Source organism: Pseudoalteromonas sp. 5Ae-yellow, from assembly GCF_014077565.1.
In the GTDB taxonomy this organism is placed as follows: Bacteria; Pseudomonadota; Gammaproteobacteria; order Enterobacterales; family Alteromonadaceae; genus Pseudoalteromonas.
The window spans coordinates 69664-87892 of the sequence record NZ_JACGWD010000004.1; the positions used below are offsets into that span (position 1 = coordinate 69664).

Consider the following 18229-nt stretch of genomic DNA (forward strand, 5'->3'; position numbering starts at 1 on the left):
ATGGATTTTATATTGGAATGGTGGAAAGCATTTTTAACCGTAGGTATTGCCATAGTTGGCGCAAGCGCACTGGCGTGGTTGCGCAGCACCTTTGTAACTAAAAAGGTGCATGAGGTGTTAGAAAGCCGTTTAAGTGCCGTAGAAAAAACAGTAGAAGACCTACCCAACGCCGACGACCTACACGACTTAGATAAACGCCTAATAGAAGTGAGCGGCAAAATAGACGGGCTAAACCCACAGCTCACCGACCTAAAACGCTTAACCGACTTACTAATGGAAAACGAACTCAGAGGCACGCGAAATGGCGATAGTTAACGACAAGTGCCAATGCGGTGCAAAAATCACCGTACTTACAGGCACAGATAAAACCGAGGCTTGTTATAAAAACATACACGCTCAGGTTGTTACCACCAACGATTTTAATAAAGGCATAACCGATTACACGCTGTATTGCTGCATGAAATGCGGCGAACCAGTAGAAGAAACTGTGCCAGCCCTTAAGCCCCACCCATAGGAAACCACCATGGCAATGTTACAAGTTCAAGCCGAGCACCAACGAATTAGCATACTTATAACGCTAAAAGAATCCGCCGATTTTGGCGCTAACACCAGCATGCTAGCCGATGTATTACAACGCTATGCACTGGGCTGCAGTCGTGATCAGCTTAAAACCTTACTCAATTGGTTAGAGCAAAACGGCTATATAACACTCGATAAACTCACAGAAAACACATGGGTAGCCCGTATTACGCAATCAGGCATCGACGTAGCCGAGGGCATAAGTGTAGTACCTGGCATTAAACGCCCTGGGCCACGAGGTTAACTATGAGCGAGTCAATCCGCAGAGGCCAACCCAGCAAGGTAGATCTGCTCCCAGAAGACATTAAAAAGCAGCTCGACTCAATGCTACGCGACAAACGCTTTAGCCAGGGCGAAATACTCGACGCAGTTAACAGCCTTATTATTGAATCGGGTTTAGACGAGGGCGCAACCATTAGCCGCAGTGGCTTAAGTCGCCATGCCCAAAAAACCGAAGCCATAGGCCAAAAGCTACGCGACCTGCGCGAGTCAACCAAAGCACTCACCGCAGAGCTTGGCGAAAAGCCCACAGGCGATACCACCAAGCTTATTTTAGAAATGGGCCGTTCTCAGCTGTTCCGCGCTATGCAGCAGCAAATGATGAACCCCGACGACGACGCAGCGGTAGACATCGACACCATAAAAGACGCCATGCTAGCAGCTCAGCGACTAGAGCAAACCGCTATGGCCGCACACAAACGCCAGCAAGAAATCGAAAAAGCCTATGCGCAAAAGCTCGCCAAAGACCTAGACCAAAAGGTTAAAAACGAAAACTTACCGCAAACCGCAGACGACATGCTGGCATTTTTCAAACGCGACATATTAGGGCTAAAACATGACTAGCACCGCGCAAAGCGTTACCCAAACCAACGAGCTACCGCTTAGCAAAGTGTCAGGTTCGTTAGCGGTTGCCATGGGCACCGACATACTTTTTGGCTATCAAAAAGCATGGATGGAAGACAAAGCAATAGTAAAAATTGCCGAAAAGTCACGCCGTACTGGGTTAACCTTTGCCGAAGCACTAGACGACGTACTAAGCGCAGCAGCAACCGCCAACGGCCAGAACACCTATTACCTTGGCTCAGACAAAGAAATGGCTAAGGAGTTTATAGACGCCTGTGCATTTTGGGCGCAAAAGCTCAACATGGTAATGGGCGAAGTGGAAGAGGGCATATTTGAAGAAAAAGACCCAGACGGCACAAAGCGATCAATCAACACCTTTGAAATTAAATTCCCAAATACCGGTAAAAAAATAGTCGCGCTCAGCTCCAATCCACGTAACTTGCGTGGCCGTCAAGGCAACGTAGTAATAGACGAAGCCGCATTTCACGACAAGCTAGACGAAGTACTAAAAGCTGCTATGGCACTCACCATGTGGGGCGGTCGAGTACGTATTATTTCAACCCATAACGGCGTAGATAACCTATTTAACACCCTAATTACCCAAGCAAGGCGCGGCACTAAAAAGTATTCCGTGCATCATATTCCTATTGATAAAGCGCTAAAACACGGCCTATATAAACGTATTTGTTTAGTCAGTGGGCAAACGTGGACGCAAGCCAAAGAAGACGAATGGCTAGCTAATCAAGTTGATTTTTACCCCACTGCCGATGCCGCAAACGAGGAGCTATACTGCGTACCAAGCCAAGGCGCAGGCCAATACCTGAGCCGCCGCCTGCGCGAACGTGCCCTAAGCGACGACTGCAAAGTAATACGCTACGAAGCCCCCACCGACTTTGAAAGCTGGACAGAAGACCAGCGCGTAAAAGACGTAGCCACATGGCTTGAACAAAATATTGATGATTTACTCAGTGGGTTAAATCCTGATCTAACCCATGCCTTTGGTGAAGATTTTGCCCGCAAAGGCGATTTAACCGTATTCAGTATTGGTGAAATAAACCAAGACACCAGCCTAACCGTGCCCTTTATGGTAGAGCTGCGCAACGTTACTTACGAGCAGCAAAAGCAAATCATGCTTTATATTTGTGACCGCATACCAAAACTGCGCGGCCTAGCGTTTGACGCCACAGGTAACGGCGGCTACTTAGCCGAAGCTGCAAGCCTTAAATACGGCACCGAGCTAGTAGATAGCGTGCATTTATCACAAGCCTGGTATCGAGAATGGATGCCAAAACTAAAAGACTACTTTGAAACCGATAACATAACGTTACCTAAAGACCAAGACGTACTAGACGACTTAGGTCAAATTAAACTTAAAAACGGTATTGCGCAGGTCGATAAAGGTAAAAACACAGGCACCGATGGCAACAAACGCCACGGCGATAGCGCGGTATCAATTGCCATGCTTATACGTGCCGCTGAAATGGACGGCAGCGCCATAGAATACACACCACTGCCGAGTAAAGCCCAGCAAGCCGCTAATAGCTTGCGCCCCGACCACAGCGACGACTTTGCAAGTGATCGTAAGGCTGCTTGGTAATGCCGCGCTTTAGAGTGTTCTACCAAGAGATATTCACCGCACAAGTACAACAACTAGATATAACAGCCGCCAGTTTAGCCAAGGCCCACCAACACACTAAAACGCTAGATGTATACGTGCTAAGCGTTAAGCCCATCATTAAAGTTAGAGTAAACCCATGAACCAAATAGTAGACATTCACGGAAATCCGCTAAATTCAACCGACTTTAAGCAAGTACAAACCGAGCAAGACAGCCGCATTGGCATGTTAATGCGCCAGTACGCCGAGCATCCGAGTGAAGCGCTTACCCCTGCTAAATTGTCGCAGCTATTAAAAGACGCCGAAGCCGGAGACTTAGCGGCCATGGCAGACCTCGCAAAAGACATGGAAGACAAAGACGGCCACCTATTTAGCGAACTAACAAAACGCCGCAGAGGCTGGTTAAAATACGACTGGTCAGTAGAACCGCCGCGCAACGCCACAGAGCAAGAAGAAAAAGACGCCGCAGCGATTCAAGAAATATTAGAAGATGCCACCTGGTTAGACGACCTGCTATTTGATTGCAGCGACGCCATACTAAAATCGTTTTCATGTAACGAGCTTAATTGGGCATTTGATAACGGCGAGCATATTATTACCGGTTACGAATTTCGCGATCAAAACCTATTTCAAACCCACCCCGACAACCGCAATCAGCTTATGCTGCGCGATAACAGCTACACAGGCCAAGCGCTAAATCCGTTTGGTTGGTGTGCGCATGTTCACCGCAGTAAATCGGGTTACATACATCGCACGGGGTTAACGTCAACCGTGGCATGGCCGTACTTATTTAAAAACTATTCAATACGCGACCTAGCCGAATTTTTAGAAATTTACGGCTTACCGCTACGCCTGGGTAAATACCCTAATGGCGCAAGCGAAGACGAAAAAGCCACTTTGTTACGCGCCGTGCTTAGCATCGGCCATAACGCAGGCGGTATTATCCCCAAAGGCATGGAAATCGATTTTCAAAATGCTGCTAATGGTCAAGCCGACCCATTTGAAGCCATGATCAAATGGTGTGAAACCACCCAAAGTAAAGCCGTGTTAGGCGCAACGCTTACCAGCCAAGCGGACGGTAAAACCAGCACTAACGCGCTGGGTAGTGTGCATATGGACGTACTAAACGACATAACAGAAAGCGATTTAAAACAAGTAGCCAACACCATAACGCGCGATATTATTTACCCAATGCACGCACTTAACTCTAAAAGCTACTCAGGCGCACGCCGTATACCTCGCTTTAAATTTGACACTAGCGAAGCAGACGACATAGCCGTACTTGCACCTGCGCTTAAAATACTCACCGAAGCTAACTACCCAGTACCAGTTAGTTGGGTAAGCGAAAAAACCCAAATACCGCTACCAGAAAAGGGCGAAGCCATTTTAAGCATTGCACCACTCACCGCGCCAACCGAACAAAGCGCCGCACTAAAAGGGTTTGCAGCACTTAAAACCGAGCCACAAAAAGATAATGCCGACCTATTGGCCGAGCAGCTAGCCGCACAAGCACAAACCCATTTAAACAGCATGAGCGATGCCGTAACCGAACTGGTTAAAAACGCCAGCAGCTTAGAAGAAATACGCGACGGTATACTAACCCTAGAGCCACAAATAAGCACAGAGGGCTTTAGCGAGCTAATGGCAAAGGCAATGGCAGCCAGCGAATTGCTAGGCGCACTAGAAGTGGATGAGGGCCGTTAAATGGCTATTAGATACGGCTCACTGCCGTTTGACGACGGGATAAAGTTTTTTAGGCAAAAGCTAAATACACCTAGCAGCAGCTGGGATGATGTATGGCAAAACGCCCATAACCGCGCGTTTATGGTGGCAGGTGTTACCAAAGCCGACATGCTTAACGACTTTTACACCTCAGTAGACAAAGCCATAAGCGAGGGTAAAAGCCTGGGCTGGTTTCAAAACGAGTTTGATAATATCAAATCGCGTTACGGCTGGGAGCATAACGGGGAGCCTGCATGGCGTAGCCAGTTAATATACGAAACCAATATACGCCAAGCCTACAACGCAGGGCGAGAGGGGCAAATACAAACGCTTAAAGCCACACGCCCTTATGCACTATACAAACATGGCGATAGTGAAACCTCGCGCGTACTGCACTTAAAATGGAATAACCTAGTGCTACCCTTAGATGATCCATGGTGGGACACGCACAGCCCACAAAATGGCTGGGGCTGCAAATGTAAAAAGTTTAGCCTAAGCGAACGTGAGCTTAAACGCCGTGGCCTAACTGTAGGCACCGCACCCGATGAGGGTAACTACACCTGGACCAACAAAAAAACAGGCGAGGAGTTTGAGCTACCCCGTGGTATTGATCCGGGCTTTGACTACACCCCAAAAAATACCGCCCAGCTTACAAGCCAGGCTAAAAAGCAAGTGGCCGACAAACCACCGCTTACAAAGCGTATAGCAGATTACCAAGCAAGCCGCATTGTGCCATCTGCTTACAGCACCGCTAAAAACGTCACCGCATTAAAACTAGACCCATTACTAGCCCAGCTCGATAGCGAAGTACTTAACGGCTTAAACAGCTTTTTAAGTGCCAAGCAAACTAAAACCCTGTTTGTAAAAAGTAACGAAATGAGCGCAGGCTCTAAAGCAAACGCAGCTATACGCAGTGACGTTGGGCAGTACTTAGGCGTAGAAGACTTTTACGCCCGCATGCAATATGCAACACGCAACCCTAAGCGCGTAGGCGGGTTTACCTCTGTGGGGTTTGAGCACGTAGTGGTAAAAGTAAAAGCTAGCCAAAACCTAGCCAAAGTAGACATGCAAGCCGTGCAAGACACCGCAGCACTTACCGTAAGGCTCGCCGCTAATAACGCAGGTAAGTACAGCTTTAAACACAATGGACAAATCTTAAAACGCGATCACACAATATCAGATACACTTAATGCACTGGATAAAAACGAAGCTCACGCAGTGGTTGCCACATGGCTACACGAACTAGGCCACCAAGTGCATTACTACGCAGGCGCACCGGCCTTTTTAAAAAACGCCTTACCCGTAACCTATTACGGTGCCGCCAACAAGTACGAAGAGTTTGCCGAGGCATTTACAGCCTGGGCGTTGGCTCGCAAAGAGCTTAAGAAATGGCAACCAGAGCTTGTAAGCTGGATAGACCAACTAGTAAACGATGCCGCCAAATCACAGGAAAAAAGACGATGACATTATTAACCCAAGCGCAGCAGCTGCTAAAACAAACACCTTACACTCTACAAACGTGTCGCGAGTTTGCACAGCTTGAAAAACGCGCCAAAGGCCAAGAGGCCGACCAAATAGCCGACCTACTACCGGCACTTATTGCAGGACTAGATCAGGAAACACACGCCCAAGCATTTAACGAAGGGCTAGTGTAATGGCGGGCGCAAAAATACAAATAAGCACCCAAGGCGCACAAGCCGTAAGCGACGTGCTTACCCAGCTTATTAAAAATGCCAATAACCTAGCGCCCGCATTGGGTAACGTAGGGGAGCATTTAATGCTCACCCACCGCGATCACTTTGACGAGCAACGCAGCCCCGACGGTACACCATGGCAAGCACTTAGCCCCGACTACGCGAAAAGCAAAAAAAAGAACAAAGATAAAATACTCAGGCTAAACGACATACTGCGCGACACGTTCGCTTATAACGTAGGGGATGAATCATTAGAGTTTGGAACAAACATGGAGTACGGCGCTATTCATCAATTTGGTGGTACAAGCGATATGCCACCCCGATTAGCCGCCATACCAGCACGGCCATTTTTAGGTCTATCCGCTGATGATGAAACCGAAGTGATCGAAATATTAAGTGAGTTTTTAATTTGATACTTTTGATATAACAAAATACTATCATGTTCAATAAATTATCTTGCAATCGAGCTTTAAAGGAATAAACCATGAAAAAAAAATTAAGTCGTAATCAGTTAAAAAAATGGCTAAAAAAAGGAGCTAATGTCGCATTGCTATCAATTAGTTTAATGGGAGGGGCGAATATAAATTTCCAAATGAATAACAATATTACTCCCCAGTTTTTTTTGAGCAAAGTTAATATTGATGATTACCCTACAGGTCATTACTTAGTTGATTATAAGTATCAAGATAACTCCAACAAACCCGAACCAGACCCTTTGTATTGTGAGGTAGTTTTAGCTATGTATTATGACGTAGTTTTAAAGAGTGGTGGGGTTATAAAAAATATTGAAATTTTAGAGAACAAGTTAAGTGAGCATTCGTATATTTTGATTAGTGATGATCGTAAGAGTGCCTCTAGATTAAAAACGATCTTAGTGAAAAAACCTGATTATCCAAATGAATTGTATGAATTGGTAAACACTCTAAATGAGGACGCAGCCTTTGTTTCTGTGCATGAAGATAAAACCAATTTATTTGCTCATGCTTATGTAAACGGCAAACGAGTACCTGAACAAGAGGCTAAAAGTTACCATCAGGGGATAGTATTACAGCAATAAGCGAGTTTTTGATTTAAAAATAAAGCCCAAGCGCGTAGAATCAAATCTAAGCGCTTGTGATTGCCAAAGTCACACAATGTGGCGTTTAAATTATAATAATCGCTTACAGGCGATTTTAAACAGCGTTTAAACAGGGTTGCATTGCTAATATTGACTCGTGTTTTACTGTGACAAACCAAAATCCTCATTTTAAACTGTAAATACCCCTTATAAATTCCCGAAACACCGCACGGCCAACAATTCCAAATCTAAATTCATACTGGGCACAGATTATTCAAACTGTGCTCAGCCATGAAAAAACCATTCCAAAGCTTACTAGAAACTACAATAGGACTCGCTGTTTTATCAGCTAGCAAACCTGCCGATTTAGGTTTTGCTGCGTGCCGCTTTGCCAGCGAAATAAACGAGCAAGGTATCAGCGAGCGCGTAATGGTTATGCCAGATGGCTATTTTAACTCGCACGATGGCCGTCCATTCGATGTGCCTGCTAATGCCTGGTTACTAGACCAAGCTGCATTTGAGCTGTTAAAGAGCACAGCTAGCACCCGCACTAACGATTACCATTTTGACTACGAGCACCAAACCTTACACGCCGAAGAAAACGGCAAGCCAGCGCCAGCAAGTGGTTGGTTTAACCCAAGCGATTTAGAGTATGTGCCAGGCGAGGGGCTTTATGCCCTTAATGTACGCTGGACACCTAGCGCACGCGCACACCTAAAAAACGACGAATACCGCTTTATAAGCCCTGTTTTTCATTACGACAAACAAACAGGCCGCCCAACCAAATTACGCCACTTTGCCCTTACCAACGACCCAGCGGTAGACGGTATGGACAAAGTAGCGGTTTTAAAAGCTTCTAAAACCCATGTTAACAATGGAGAAAACACCATGAATGCAGCTCAAAAATTGCTGAGCTTGCTAGGTATTACTGTGGATGGTGACAAAATCACCGATGCAGACTACACCCAAGCAACAACAGCGCTCACTGCTTTAAAGGCCAAGGCCGACGAAGCCGATACGCTAACAAACCAGTTAAGTACCGCCAACGATGCCGTTGCCGCACTAAAAGCCAACAGCCCAGATTCAGAGGTTAATTTAGCTAAGTACGTGCCAGTTGAAACCTACAACGCATTGCACACTGAAATGGTGGCCCTTAAAAGCACCAGCGCAACGCAAACCGTTGAGCAAGAAATTAACAAAGCCAAACAAGATGGCCGCGTGATCACAAGCGAAGAAGAGTACCTAACTAACTTAGGTAATCAGCAAGGCATTGCTGCGTTAAAAGCGGTGTTAGATGCCCGTTCACCTATTGCAAGCTTAACGGCTCAGCAAACCACTCACGCACCTAAGCCAGAGCAAAACCAAGACGGCTTAGCAGCACTCACCGCAGACGAAAAGTATGCAGCAGACCAGTTAGGTCTATCGCACACGGCTTATGCAAAAGCTAAACAGGAGCAAAAATAATGGCTTTAGTGACCCCCGCACTTTTAACCGCGTTGTTTACTGGTTTTAAAACCGAGTTTGAACAAGGTAAATCAGAAGCAATGCCGCAATTTAATAAAATTGCCAGTGTAATTAAATCTACATCGGCCAGTAATACCTACGGCTGGTTGGGTAAGTTCCCAAGCCTGGCTAAATGGATTGGCGATCGTAATATTCAAAGTATGAAATCGCAGGCGTACACCATTACCAACGACGATTACGAGTCAACGGTAGGCGTAGACCGCAACGATATTGAAGACGACAACCTAGGCGTGTACTCACCTATTTTTAAAGAAATGGGTAACGCGGCGGCCATTCACCCAGACGAAATGATTTTTCCATTACTAGCGGCAGGTTTTACAACTCTATGCTACGACGGGCAAAACTATTTTGACGAAGAACACCCAGTTTATCCTAAAGCCGACGGCACAGGTACTGCGGTATCTACAGCTAATATGGCGGTTGATTCTGAATACACTGGGGATGCCTGGTATGTGCTCGATACCTCAAAAGCACTTAAGCCGCTTATTTTTCAAGAGCGTAAAAAGCCTAACTTACTTGCGATGACAAAAACCGACGATGAAGCCGTATTCACTCGCAAAGAATACCGTTATGGCGTTGATTGTCGTGATGCCGCAGGCTTTGGTTTTTGGCAATTAGCTTTTGCTAATAAGCGTGCATTAACGCCAGATAACTTGTGGGACAGCATCGAAAAAATGCGCAGCTTTACTGCCGACGGTGGCCGTAAGCTAGGTATTAAGCCAACCATGTTAGTTGTACCAGCAAGCATGGAAAAGCTAGCAACCCGCATGTTAGAGCGTGAGCTTGATTCAAACAGCTCAAACGAACTTAAAGGCCGTGTAGAGCTACTAGTAGCTGATTACCTTTAATAGCTAACCCCATAAAAAACCCTATTAAGTAAGGGGCTGCACAGCCCCATACTTTAAACCAGGAGTAATAATGAAATGGCTAAAAACCTTAAGCTCACGGCGCTTGCATCTATCGTTGTGCATTGCACGCAGCCTACGGGCTACCGCCGTGGTGGTATTGCACACCCAAGCGGAAAAAACACTATTGCAGCTATCGAGCTTACACAACAGCAGCTTGAAGCAATTGAAAATGATCCACGCTTATCGGTGCAAGTTGTACCGCTCGATGCGAGTACTGCGCAGAACCCACAGCTGGACGCAGATAACATGGGTGCAAATTTAGATGCCCCTAAACTCTACGCTCAAGTTGACACCACCCAAGCACCAATAGAGCTGCAACCTGTTATTGCATTAATGATTGATGCTCAAATGGAGATTAAGCCGGTTGTCGAGCAGGTGGCTTATGAAGCGCCTGGCGAAAACGAAGGTGATGTTATTAAAGTTAAAGTGCCTGCGCTTACCCGTGATTTGGCTTGGCAATGGCTTCAAGAAGCAGCCAAAGCAGACGAGGGCGAGTAAATGGCCTACGCAACAATAGCCGCAATGCAAAAGCGCTTTGGCGAGCGCGAGCTTATTTATTTAAGTGAACGCGAGGACGCCCCAGCCGATGTAATTAATACCGCAGTTATTGAGCAGGCTATTACCGATGCAAGCGACATGATCAACGGCTATTTAGCTGGGCGTTATGAATTACCACTTGTAACAGTGCCTAACTTACTTGAGCAATTTTGTTGTGATATTGCCCGCTATAAATTAGGCACTAACGACACTCCAGAACACATAGAAACTCGCTACAAGGACGCAGTAAAGTTTTTAAACTCAGTGGCTAAAGGAGAGTTAAGCATAGGTGTTAACGCACTAGGCGAGGACGCAAAAGTGCAAGACACCGCCACCATACAAAGCGCAGGAACCGTGTTTTCACGTGAAAAGTCAAAGGGGTTTATTTAATGTTTGAAATTACCACCGACTACTTTGCCGCTCAAACCCCACTTAAACAGGCACTTGAACAAGTTCCAGGTATTAAGCGTGTTTACTTAAGCGACGAATTAGCCGACGTAAAAGAAGACCGACAAATAACCCCCAGCATTCACCTTATGTACTACGGCGATAACTTACCGGAGAGTAAAAACGCCGGTTATTTAATGCAGTTAACTCAAACATGGATTGTTGTACTGGTAGTGCGTAAGCAAGACACAAACGCAGGTGAGCACCTAACAAACATTATTCGTGCTATGGCGGGCAAAGTGCTTAACGGCACGGGGCCATGGCTTAGAGTAAACACCCCAGCTAAACCCCAATTCACCAAAGGCCATGCGTATTACCCGCTGGCTTTTACTTGTCAAATGAGACTTAAAGGAGCGCTTTAATATGAGCGACGGTATTTTACTAGCGGGCAACATTTTTGTAGACCGCTTAAACGAGCAAGGCGTAAGCACCGGCCAAATCTTTGGCCCAATTAACACCACTAAGCTAGGCATTAAAGCCGAAGCCGATTCGGTTGTACGTACATCAAATAAAAAAGGCAGCAAAGGCCAAGCACTTGATGATGTGAAAATAGGTAAGCCAACGGTTATTACGTGGGAGTTTGACGACCAGCCAGCAGAAATGATTGCACTAGCGCTTATGGGTGATGTAGCTGCGATTAACGATGCAGCCGGTGCATTAACTGATGAAGCTATAACAATGCCTGCTAATCAATCATGGGTTGCAGTACCTGGGCAAAACTTTACAAACGATGTAGTAGTAAAACAAGCCACTGTAACCTTGGCTGTCGGTGTTGATTACGAGTTTAATTTTGCGCTGGGCATGGTACGCGCTATTAAAGGCGGTGCATTGGATGCAGGCGGCAGCATTACCGTAACAGGTAGCTACAACGCTCGCACCGGTAAACGCATTAATGGTGCAACAGTATCGCAAACGCGCTTACGTATTTTTGGTGAAGGCACAAATTTAGCCAATGGTAAGCAAGTTAACTTTGAAATTTACGATACTTCAATGATGCCAACCTCTGAGCTTGATTTAGCAAGCAGTGAGTTTGTAACCGCTGCGCTTGAAGGAACAGCCAAACTGGTAACAGGCAAAAAAGAGCCGTACTACATTGAAGAGCTAGACGCTGAATAAACCCCATAAAGCGTATTTATAAAGGGGCGTTCGTCCCTTTATATCCCCCCATTCAAGCACTGTTTAAACTGAGTTGAAATCATGGCAAATAAAACCCTAGAATTAGCCCTACGCATTGTTGCCGAAGCCACAGGCAAGCAGAATATTGAGCAGCTAGTAACCGAGCTTGAAAATATTGAGCAAAGCGCAGATGCAGCTAATCCAGCAGCTAAAAGCCTCAGTGAATCGTTAGACAAAACCGACATCAGTGCAAAACAAACAGGTCAAACAGCAGGTAAACTTGCTAAAGAATTAGACGGGTTAGCTAATCAAGCTGATCTTATTCGTGCGTTTGAGCAGTCCAAACAAAAATTAGAACAACAAGAAATTGCCACAACCGCTGCGGCGATTGCCCTTGATAAACTTCAAACAGAAGCTAAAAACACCGATAAGCCTTTTGTGCAGCTTGCACGCTCACTCGATGCCGCAGAAAAAGATTTAACGCAAATGCGCACCGAGCTTACACAGCAAACAAGTAAGCACACGGCACTACAAAATGCTCTTAAAAAGTCAGACGTAGACACCAATAATCTACGGGCAGCTAAGCGCGATTTAGCTGCCCAGTTTGATAAAACAGGCCGCTCAGTTGATAAATTTAGCAGTAACTTACGCACAGGAACCACAGCGCAGCGCACCCAAGCACAAAGCTTAGACGGCGTTATAGGCAAAGTAACGGCACTGGCAGCCGCTTATGTTGGCCTTGACCGTGTAGCCCAAGCAGTAACCCAAGTATTTACCACTGGCGATAAATTTGAAAAGCTAGGCGTGCAAATGCAGGCGCTTATGGGTGGCATAGCTGGTGGTGAAAAAGCCACAGAGTGGGTAAAAGACTTTACCAAAAACACCCCATTGCAAATGGGTGAAGTAAGCCAGGCATTTGTAAAATTGAAAGCCTTTGGCCTTGATCCAATGGATGGCACCATGCAGGCCATTACCGACCAAGCACTAAAGTTAGGCGGTGGTTTTCAAGAAGTCGAGGGCGTAAGCCTAGCATTAGGCCAAGCCTGGGCTAAGCAAAAGTTACAAGGCGAAGAAATACTACAGCTAATTGAGCGCGGTATACCAGTATGGGAGCTATTAGAAAAAAGCACAGGTAAAAATACCGTTGAGCTGCAAAAGCTATCAAGTGCAGGCCAGTTAGGCCGTGATGTAATAAAAGGTTTAATAGATGAAATGGGCCGCGCGAGTGCTGGCTCAGCCGCTGCCCAAATGGCGCTTTTTAGCGGGCAGGTATCAAACGCTAAAGACAATATGGAGCAGTTCTATAACCTAATAGCGCAAAGTGGCGCTATGGATTGGTTAAAAGCCAATATAACAGCCCTCAATGCTGAGTTTGCAGCGATGGCCGCAGATGGGCGTTTGCAAGAGTGGGCGCAAAAAATTAGCGACACAATCGTAAGTACCGGCGAAGCAATTAAAGGCGCTGCAACAACGCTTTACGAATACCGTGAAGAAATAGCCACCGTTGCTAAGGTGTGGCTTGCGCTAAAAGTAGGTAACTATTTTACAAGTGTAATAAGCGGTGCTGCAACGGCCATTGCATCATTAAGAACTTATACCGCAGCCGTTGGCTCTACAACCGTAGCGACCAATGCGGCAGGTATAGCTGCTGCAAAGTGGAGTACAGCACTTAAAACAGTCGCTAAAGCGGGACTGTATACCTGGTTAATTAGCGAATTGATTGAGGTTGGCTTTTTATATAAAGACTTACTAATAGCCGAAGAGGCGCTACGTAAATCACAGCAGCAATCAGCGCAGCAAGCGCAATTACTCACCGGTGAATTAAAATCGTTATCCAGTTCAACCGGCTTAGTTATTACTAACATGGCCGAGCTGGACGCGTTGATAGAGGCGGGCATATTAGTATGGGATGACGTAACCAACCGTTATGTAAATATTGAATACCAGCAACAAAAATTAGCCGAATCCACAGCTAAAACCTTAGCAGCTGAAAAAGAACGCCAGGCATTTTTAAGCCTAACATTACCCGAAGCTGTAAAAACCATAGAGTCGTTACAGCAACAAGCCACTGCACTTGATGGTGTAACCGTAGGCGTAGACGGCTTTTTACAAAGTATAGAGTCGGCTCGTACTGCTATTATTGCCGCCGGTGAACAATATCAGGGCCAATTAGTTGTATTAGATGCACTAAAAGTTAAGTTTACTGAGCATGGCGAATTATTAGAGCGTCAAAAAATATTTGCAGGGGATGTGGGTAAAGCTTACGAGGCGCTGGGCTTAACCTCAGTTAAAGCGCTGGACGATACCGCAAACAAGCTACGTGCAGCTTATGAGTTAATGCAAGAGTCTGAGCAGCCCTTAGCCATACAGCAACAAGCGTATTTAAAGTGGGCCGAAGCCGCAATAAAAGCCGCAGATGCTACCGACCAAACTGTGCCCTCAAGTATTGAAGCCGCTGCTGCTGCGCTTGGGCTTACCGAAGAGCTAGACAAGCTGATAGAAAAGGCCAACGCACTTAAGCCAGTAACAGACACTAACAGCGACGCAGTAAATCGCTTTGCTCGTGAACTTGAACAAACCCGCTCAGCAATTATTACTAATCAGCAAGTAATGGCAAGCAGCACTGCTACCGCTGAGCAAAAAGCCCAAGCCCAAGCGGCACTTACTATTCAGCAACAACGCTTAGCTGATCAAACAAACGATTTAACCCGAGTGCAGCAGTTAGAACTTGCAAGCCTGGGCGAATTACAGCGCCAACAAAGTAATGTAACCGCAGAGCTTGAGCGGTTAAATAGTCGTTATCAATCGGGCGCGTTAACGGCTCAAGAATACAATTACCAAAAAGAGCGTTTAAGCGATGTACTAGCCGTTGTAAATAACTTATTAGGTGACTTTAAAAACGCACAAGATGCCGCAACAACATCAACCAAAGCAGGCACTCAAGCAACTAAAGAGCAAGCCAGGGCAAGTGACTCTGCAACTAAAAGCCTACGTGAGCAAATAGGACAATTAGATAATGTATCTCGCTCATACCAAAATGCATCACAAAGCGCTCAAAGTTACTACAGCCAACGAAGTCAAACGTCAGGCGCAAGCGTTAGCCAAGTAGTCGACTACCAAGAAAAGAATGGTCGAAATGCATATGACTTAGATACACCAGAGATTAGAGCCGAACGTAACAAAAGACAAAGAGCGGGTTATGAAACTGGGCATTTGGAGAAGTACCAAAGAAGTGTTGCATCCGCCAAAACGAATGCCGATCTTGATAAAATTTATAAAGAGCTTAACCAGCAACTTAGTCGATTAGGCACTGAAAATAAAAAAATAATTAACGATGCAATTAAAGCACGACGTGAAGCGTTAAAGCCCAGCAATAAAGTAAGTCAAACACCGGCTTACACGCCTAGCTATGCACCCACACAAACTTATACACCAAAAGCACCCACGTATTCGCAGAATAATACAAGCTCTAATGCGGCATCTAATAGCGCTTTAAACAGCTTAGCCTCAGTAGTAAAGGAGCTAACAGCCGCTTTAAAGGCCCAGCCAGTTGCGAATGCTGGAAACAGTAACGCATTTAAAACAGTGCGTTTAGAGCTTGTTCTGCCAAATAAACAGCTCATTTATGGTGAATTTGAAGAACGCTTTTTACAAACATTAGAGCAACTGAGTAATACACAATGATAGTAATTAACGAACAGCAATTAGATAACTTTGTTTGGTTGGACGAGCTAGACTACATAGCCGTTGCTGAGCAGTCAGAGCGCGCACTCAATGGTGCGCAGCATATAGAAAAAACCATTATACCCGCTGGGCGCTCAATCAATTTATACAGTGACTTTGAAGCGGCTAGCGTGTTTAACCCGCTTTTTGAACACGCCCGCACAACGCTTACAGAGTTTGAAATAACAATACGCGGCACTGCGTTTACTGTGGTGTGGGACCACAGCCAAAAGCCGGTTGAGGGCACACCACATACGCATTTTTCAGACTCCGCACCTACCTATTTTCAAAACGTAAACCTACGTTTAAAAACTGTTTAAAGGCCCGATAATGCAAAGAACCGATTTAAAAATATTTAAGCCACAGCGCATAAGTAACGAGCTACACGCAGGCGGACACCGAACAAGTAACGCCATTGTTAGCGGTAAACTTAACGATGTATTTAGCTCAATCAGTGACATTGACCATGCCCGTTCATCATTTGATTTGGTGAAGTTATACCCGGCGCTAAGCACTGACGATGCAAGCCGCTTGCAGGACGCGCACATATTCCTAAGCGACCAGCCAGATGATGCGCTTGTAAATGTATTGATTGTTGAAGCTGCTAACTTAAAAGACACTGACACAGTTGCAGAAATGCTACCTTATTTGTCATTAGCCAGCACTAAGTATCATGGAACAAGCTTATTAACCGAAAGTGTTGAAGCAGAGAGCCAAACGCTAAGAGTTGAAGAAATAAGCCGCTCATTAACGCCAAGTGTAAAAACAGTCACACAATCGCTAAATTTAAGCCCCGATAGTGAGGCAGGTTTTAAAAGTGCTCGTGTACTTAGTTACGGTGATATAACTGAAATAAACATTGAGGTACCCGACTTACTAATAGATTCACCAGTATTCAATGCCAGTTACCAAAGCTATAAATATACAAAAGAGCTTTACTTTCCGCCTTCGGGCCAGCCTTATGAGCGCTTTATTTATAAGGTTGTTACTCTTAATTTAAAGCAATCTGAACTTTCACTCAATGGCAATACGGTATCCGTAACACTTGATAGAAATTCAGCTGTAACTAAAGACCAATATTTTACACTCAATTACTTTAGTAAAGATGACTTTAGATTCCATTCATTTTCAGCAAACCAAAACGTAACACTTGCAGCAGGTGAGACTGTTTTACCCGGTTATTCACGACTTAGAAAAACAGATGAAACGAAAGTTTTTACCGATGATAAACAAGGCCGCTTTATTTCTAATGGCTATGTTTTCGCAACGATTGACTATGAAACCGGGGTTATTACAGATATAGACGGCGTTGATTACAACGGCCCCGTTGACGATAACCTTGGGGTTACAATCATTAAAGGCGATCGGAAAACGCGCAACAAACAATGGCAATTGCCTAACAGTTCATTCGCGAGAGACTCGCTTTATATCACCTACCAAACAACAGACGGCACTACGTTTAGCGCATCTAGCGATTTAAGCGGCGCAATAACTGGCACTAACGCTACAGGTGAAGTGAGCGCTACAGGCTACGTTGATATAACCTTTACGGTTGATGTAAAGCCAGAATCAATACGCTACGACTATAACGAGGTGGAGCAAGTTACAGTTCCTTCACCAGAAGGCGGCTTTGATACATCAACACTGCCTGGTGGTGGCGTTGTAAGTATATTTCATGAGTTTGGGCAAATTAGTGTTCAAAACCGAGAGCGTACACAACAGCAAAGCTTAACAAGCGGGCAAGTCGTAAATGTGATGGCTGATGCTAACTTTGTAGATATAGCTGATTCACAAGGCGCAAGCTTATGGTCAGCAACAGATGCAAACTACAGCTATGACAAAGCCACTGGCGAGGTGACAATAAACGCAGGTGTGAGCGAGTTTAGCCCGCCTTTTATTGTTACGGCTATTCAATCTGAGCTAGTAACTGTAAGCGGTATTAGCGGGAACCTATTAAGCCTGTTAACACCACTTAGCCGTGCTTATCCAGCGGGTGCAACAATCAGTAGTGTCCAGGTGTTAGGCGATTTTCAGGCGCAAAGTAAAGACGAACGTACACTGGCCGCTTGGCAAAACAACTTTGCTGATTTTGGTGCCGCTGCATCAAGCGCTATTAACACAACTCAATACCCAATAGAGCTTACAAACATAGGCGCAATAGCCCAGCGCTGGGCCATTGTTTTTACATCAACAACGGCTTACAACGTCATTGGTGAATCAGTCGGCAATATATACAGCGGTGATACGCTAAACGACTGTACGCCTATCAACAGCTTTGCAGGCGCACCGTATTTTATATTACGTAAAGAAGCATTTGGCGCAGGCTTAAACCCAGGCGAAGCGTTCTTATTTGAAACGCTTGCAGCAAGTAAACCAACAATGCTAACGCGCTCAGTATCACCGGGCCATTCAGAAATAACCCGTGATAATTCAACACTCAGCTTTCGTGGAAATAAGGATTAA

General features: G+C 45.5%; 20 protein-coding genes. All 20 read left to right on the forward strand.

The genetic code is table 11. From position 1 onward, the window contains the following. The 20 genes from H4J63_RS02055 to H4J63_RS02150 all read left to right on the forward strand — a co-directional run bounded on the left by H4J63_RS02055 (position 1) and on the right by H4J63_RS02150 (position 18229). Positions 1–315, forward strand: a complete 315-nt coding sequence (locus H4J63_RS02055; RefSeq protein WP_182194185.1) for a DUF2730 family protein — start codon at positions 1–3, stop codon at positions 313–315. After that, complete coding sequence (locus H4J63_RS02060; RefSeq protein WP_182194188.1) at positions 302–514, forward strand: hypothetical protein; 213 nt, start codon at positions 302–304, stop codon at positions 512–514. The genes H4J63_RS02055 and H4J63_RS02060 overlap by 14 nt, the downstream gene beginning before the upstream one ends. Positions 515–523: 9 nt before the next feature. Further along, entirely contained in the window at positions 524–823 is a 300-nt protein-coding gene (locus tag H4J63_RS02065) for a hypothetical protein (RefSeq protein ID WP_024606090.1), read from the forward strand. Between the two features lie 2 nt (positions 824–825). Further along, positions 826–1422, forward strand: coding sequence for a DUF3486 family protein (locus H4J63_RS02070; RefSeq protein ID WP_182194190.1), 597 nt, complete (start codon positions 826–828; stop codon positions 1420–1422). After that, a complete protein-coding gene (locus tag H4J63_RS02075) occupies positions 1415–3019 on the forward strand; it encodes a terminase large subunit domain-containing protein (protein ID WP_182194193.1) in 1605 nt (534 codons plus the stop codon). The genes H4J63_RS02070 and H4J63_RS02075 overlap by 8 nt, the downstream gene beginning before the upstream one ends. After that, on the forward strand, positions 3019–3180 hold the full coding sequence (locus tag H4J63_RS02080) for a hypothetical protein (RefSeq protein WP_002960378.1): 162 nt from the start codon (positions 3019–3021) through the stop codon (positions 3178–3180). Before H4J63_RS02075 ends, H4J63_RS02080 begins: the two co-directional genes overlap by 1 nt. Next, entirely contained in the window at positions 3177–4742 is a 1566-nt protein-coding gene (locus tag H4J63_RS02085; RefSeq protein ID WP_182194196.1) for a DUF935 domain-containing protein, read from the forward strand. The genes H4J63_RS02080 and H4J63_RS02085 overlap by 4 nt, the downstream gene beginning before the upstream one ends. Then, a complete protein-coding gene (locus tag H4J63_RS02090; protein ID WP_182194199.1) occupies positions 4743–6224 on the forward strand; it encodes a phage minor head protein in 1482 nt (493 codons plus the stop codon). Further along, positions 6221–6415: a hypothetical protein gene (locus tag H4J63_RS02095; RefSeq protein ID WP_182194202.1), complete on the forward strand. Its 195-nt coding sequence runs from the start codon at positions 6221–6223 to the stop codon at positions 6413–6415. The genes H4J63_RS02090 and H4J63_RS02095 overlap by 4 nt, the downstream gene beginning before the upstream one ends. Beyond that, positions 6415–6867 carry a phage virion morphogenesis protein gene (locus H4J63_RS02100; RefSeq protein WP_182194205.1) on the forward strand — a complete coding sequence of 151 codons (453 nt, stop codon included), beginning with the start codon at positions 6415–6417 and terminating at the stop codon, positions 6865–6867. The genes H4J63_RS02095 and H4J63_RS02100 overlap by 1 nt, the downstream gene beginning before the upstream one ends. Positions 6868–6938: 71 nt before the next feature. Beyond that, complete coding sequence (locus H4J63_RS02105; protein ID WP_182194208.1) at positions 6939–7511, forward strand: hypothetical protein; 573 nt, start codon at positions 6939–6941, stop codon at positions 7509–7511. Positions 7512–7802: 291 nt separating this feature from the next. Continuing rightward, positions 7803–8975, forward strand: a complete 1173-nt coding sequence (locus H4J63_RS02110) for a phage protease (protein WP_182194211.1) — start codon at positions 7803–7805, stop codon at positions 8973–8975. Next, a complete protein-coding gene (locus tag H4J63_RS02115) occupies positions 8975–9883 on the forward strand; it encodes a Mu-like prophage major head subunit gpT family protein (protein ID WP_182194215.1) in 909 nt (302 codons plus the stop codon). The genes H4J63_RS02110 and H4J63_RS02115 overlap by 1 nt, the downstream gene beginning before the upstream one ends. 75 nt (positions 9884–9958) lie before the next feature. Next, positions 9959–10441: an HI1506-related protein gene (locus H4J63_RS02120; protein ID WP_182194217.1), complete on the forward strand. Its 483-nt coding sequence runs from the start codon at positions 9959–9961 to the stop codon at positions 10439–10441. Then, positions 10442–10870, forward strand: a complete 429-nt coding sequence (locus H4J63_RS02125) for a gp436 family protein (RefSeq protein WP_182194220.1) — start codon at positions 10442–10444, stop codon at positions 10868–10870. After that, positions 10870–11289: a hypothetical protein gene (locus tag H4J63_RS02130; protein ID WP_182194223.1), complete on the forward strand. Its 420-nt coding sequence runs from the start codon at positions 10870–10872 to the stop codon at positions 11287–11289. Before H4J63_RS02125 ends, H4J63_RS02130 begins: the two co-directional genes overlap by 1 nt. A gap of 1 nt (position 11290) precedes the next feature. Continuing rightward, a complete protein-coding gene (locus H4J63_RS02135; protein WP_182194225.1) occupies positions 11291–12043 on the forward strand; it encodes a hypothetical protein in 753 nt (250 codons plus the stop codon). 81 nt (positions 12044–12124) lie between these two features. Further along, positions 12125–15727 (forward strand): tape measure protein, encoded by a 3603-nt coding sequence (locus H4J63_RS02140; RefSeq protein ID WP_182194228.1) that lies wholly within the window; start codon positions 12125–12127, stop codon positions 15725–15727. Next, positions 15724–16086: a hypothetical protein gene (locus H4J63_RS02145; protein WP_182194231.1), complete on the forward strand. Its 363-nt coding sequence runs from the start codon at positions 15724–15726 to the stop codon at positions 16084–16086. Before H4J63_RS02140 ends, H4J63_RS02145 begins: the two co-directional genes overlap by 4 nt. 10 nt (positions 16087–16096) lie before the next feature. Continuing rightward, complete coding sequence (locus tag H4J63_RS02150; protein ID WP_182194232.1) at positions 16097–18229, forward strand: hypothetical protein; 2133 nt, start codon at positions 16097–16099, stop codon at positions 18227–18229.

What these genes read in the sequence shown, in the direction of transcription:
- H4J63_RS02135 (WP_182194225.1), top strand. Translation starts at nt 11,291, where the DNA reads ATGAGCGACGGTATTTTACTAGCGGGCAACATTTTTGTAGACCGCTTA.
- H4J63_RS02085 (WP_182194196.1), top strand. Translation starts at nt 3,177, where the DNA reads ATGAACCAAATAGTAGACATTCACGGAAATCCGCTAAATTCAACCGAC.
- H4J63_RS02145 (WP_182194231.1), top strand. Translation starts at nt 15,724, where the DNA reads ATGATAGTAATTAACGAACAGCAATTAGATAACTTTGTTTGGTTGGAC.
- H4J63_RS02105 (WP_182194208.1), top strand. Translation starts at nt 6,939, where the DNA reads ATGAAAAAAAAATTAAGTCGTAATCAGTTAAAAAAATGGCTAAAAAAA.
- H4J63_RS02090 (WP_182194199.1), top strand. Translation starts at nt 4,743, where the DNA reads ATGGCTATTAGATACGGCTCACTGCCGTTTGACGACGGGATAAAGTTT.
- H4J63_RS02060 (WP_182194188.1), top strand. Translation starts at nt 302, where the DNA reads ATGGCGATAGTTAACGACAAGTGCCAATGCGGTGCAAAAATCACCGTA.
- H4J63_RS02095 (WP_182194202.1), top strand. Translation starts at nt 6,221, where the DNA reads ATGACATTATTAACCCAAGCGCAGCAGCTGCTAAAACAAACACCTTAC.
- H4J63_RS02100 (WP_182194205.1), top strand. Translation starts at nt 6,415, where the DNA reads ATGGCGGGCGCAAAAATACAAATAAGCACCCAAGGCGCACAAGCCGTA.
- H4J63_RS02140 (WP_182194228.1), top strand. Translation starts at nt 12,125, where the DNA reads ATGGCAAATAAAACCCTAGAATTAGCCCTACGCATTGTTGCCGAAGCC.
- H4J63_RS02075 (WP_182194193.1), top strand. Translation starts at nt 1,415, where the DNA reads ATGACTAGCACCGCGCAAAGCGTTACCCAAACCAACGAGCTACCGCTT.
- H4J63_RS02120 (WP_182194217.1), top strand. Translation starts at nt 9,959, where the DNA reads ATGGCTAAAAACCTTAAGCTCACGGCGCTTGCATCTATCGTTGTGCAT.
- H4J63_RS02055 (WP_182194185.1), top strand. Translation starts at nt 1, where the DNA reads ATGGATTTTATATTGGAATGGTGGAAAGCATTTTTAACCGTAGGTATT.
- H4J63_RS02130 (WP_182194223.1), top strand. Translation starts at nt 10,870, where the DNA reads ATGTTTGAAATTACCACCGACTACTTTGCCGCTCAAACCCCACTTAAA.
- H4J63_RS02110 (WP_182194211.1), top strand. Translation starts at nt 7,803, where the DNA reads ATGAAAAAACCATTCCAAAGCTTACTAGAAACTACAATAGGACTCGCT.
- H4J63_RS02150 (WP_182194232.1), top strand. Translation starts at nt 16,097, where the DNA reads ATGCAAAGAACCGATTTAAAAATATTTAAGCCACAGCGCATAAGTAAC.
- H4J63_RS02115 (WP_182194215.1), top strand. Translation starts at nt 8,975, where the DNA reads ATGGCTTTAGTGACCCCCGCACTTTTAACCGCGTTGTTTACTGGTTTT.
- H4J63_RS02080 (WP_002960378.1), top strand. Translation starts at nt 3,019, where the DNA reads ATGCCGCGCTTTAGAGTGTTCTACCAAGAGATATTCACCGCACAAGTA.
- H4J63_RS02065 (WP_024606090.1), top strand. Translation starts at nt 524, where the DNA reads ATGGCAATGTTACAAGTTCAAGCCGAGCACCAACGAATTAGCATACTT.
- H4J63_RS02125 (WP_182194220.1), top strand. Translation starts at nt 10,442, where the DNA reads ATGGCCTACGCAACAATAGCCGCAATGCAAAAGCGCTTTGGCGAGCGC.
- H4J63_RS02070 (WP_182194190.1), top strand. Translation starts at nt 826, where the DNA reads ATGAGCGAGTCAATCCGCAGAGGCCAACCCAGCAAGGTAGATCTGCTC.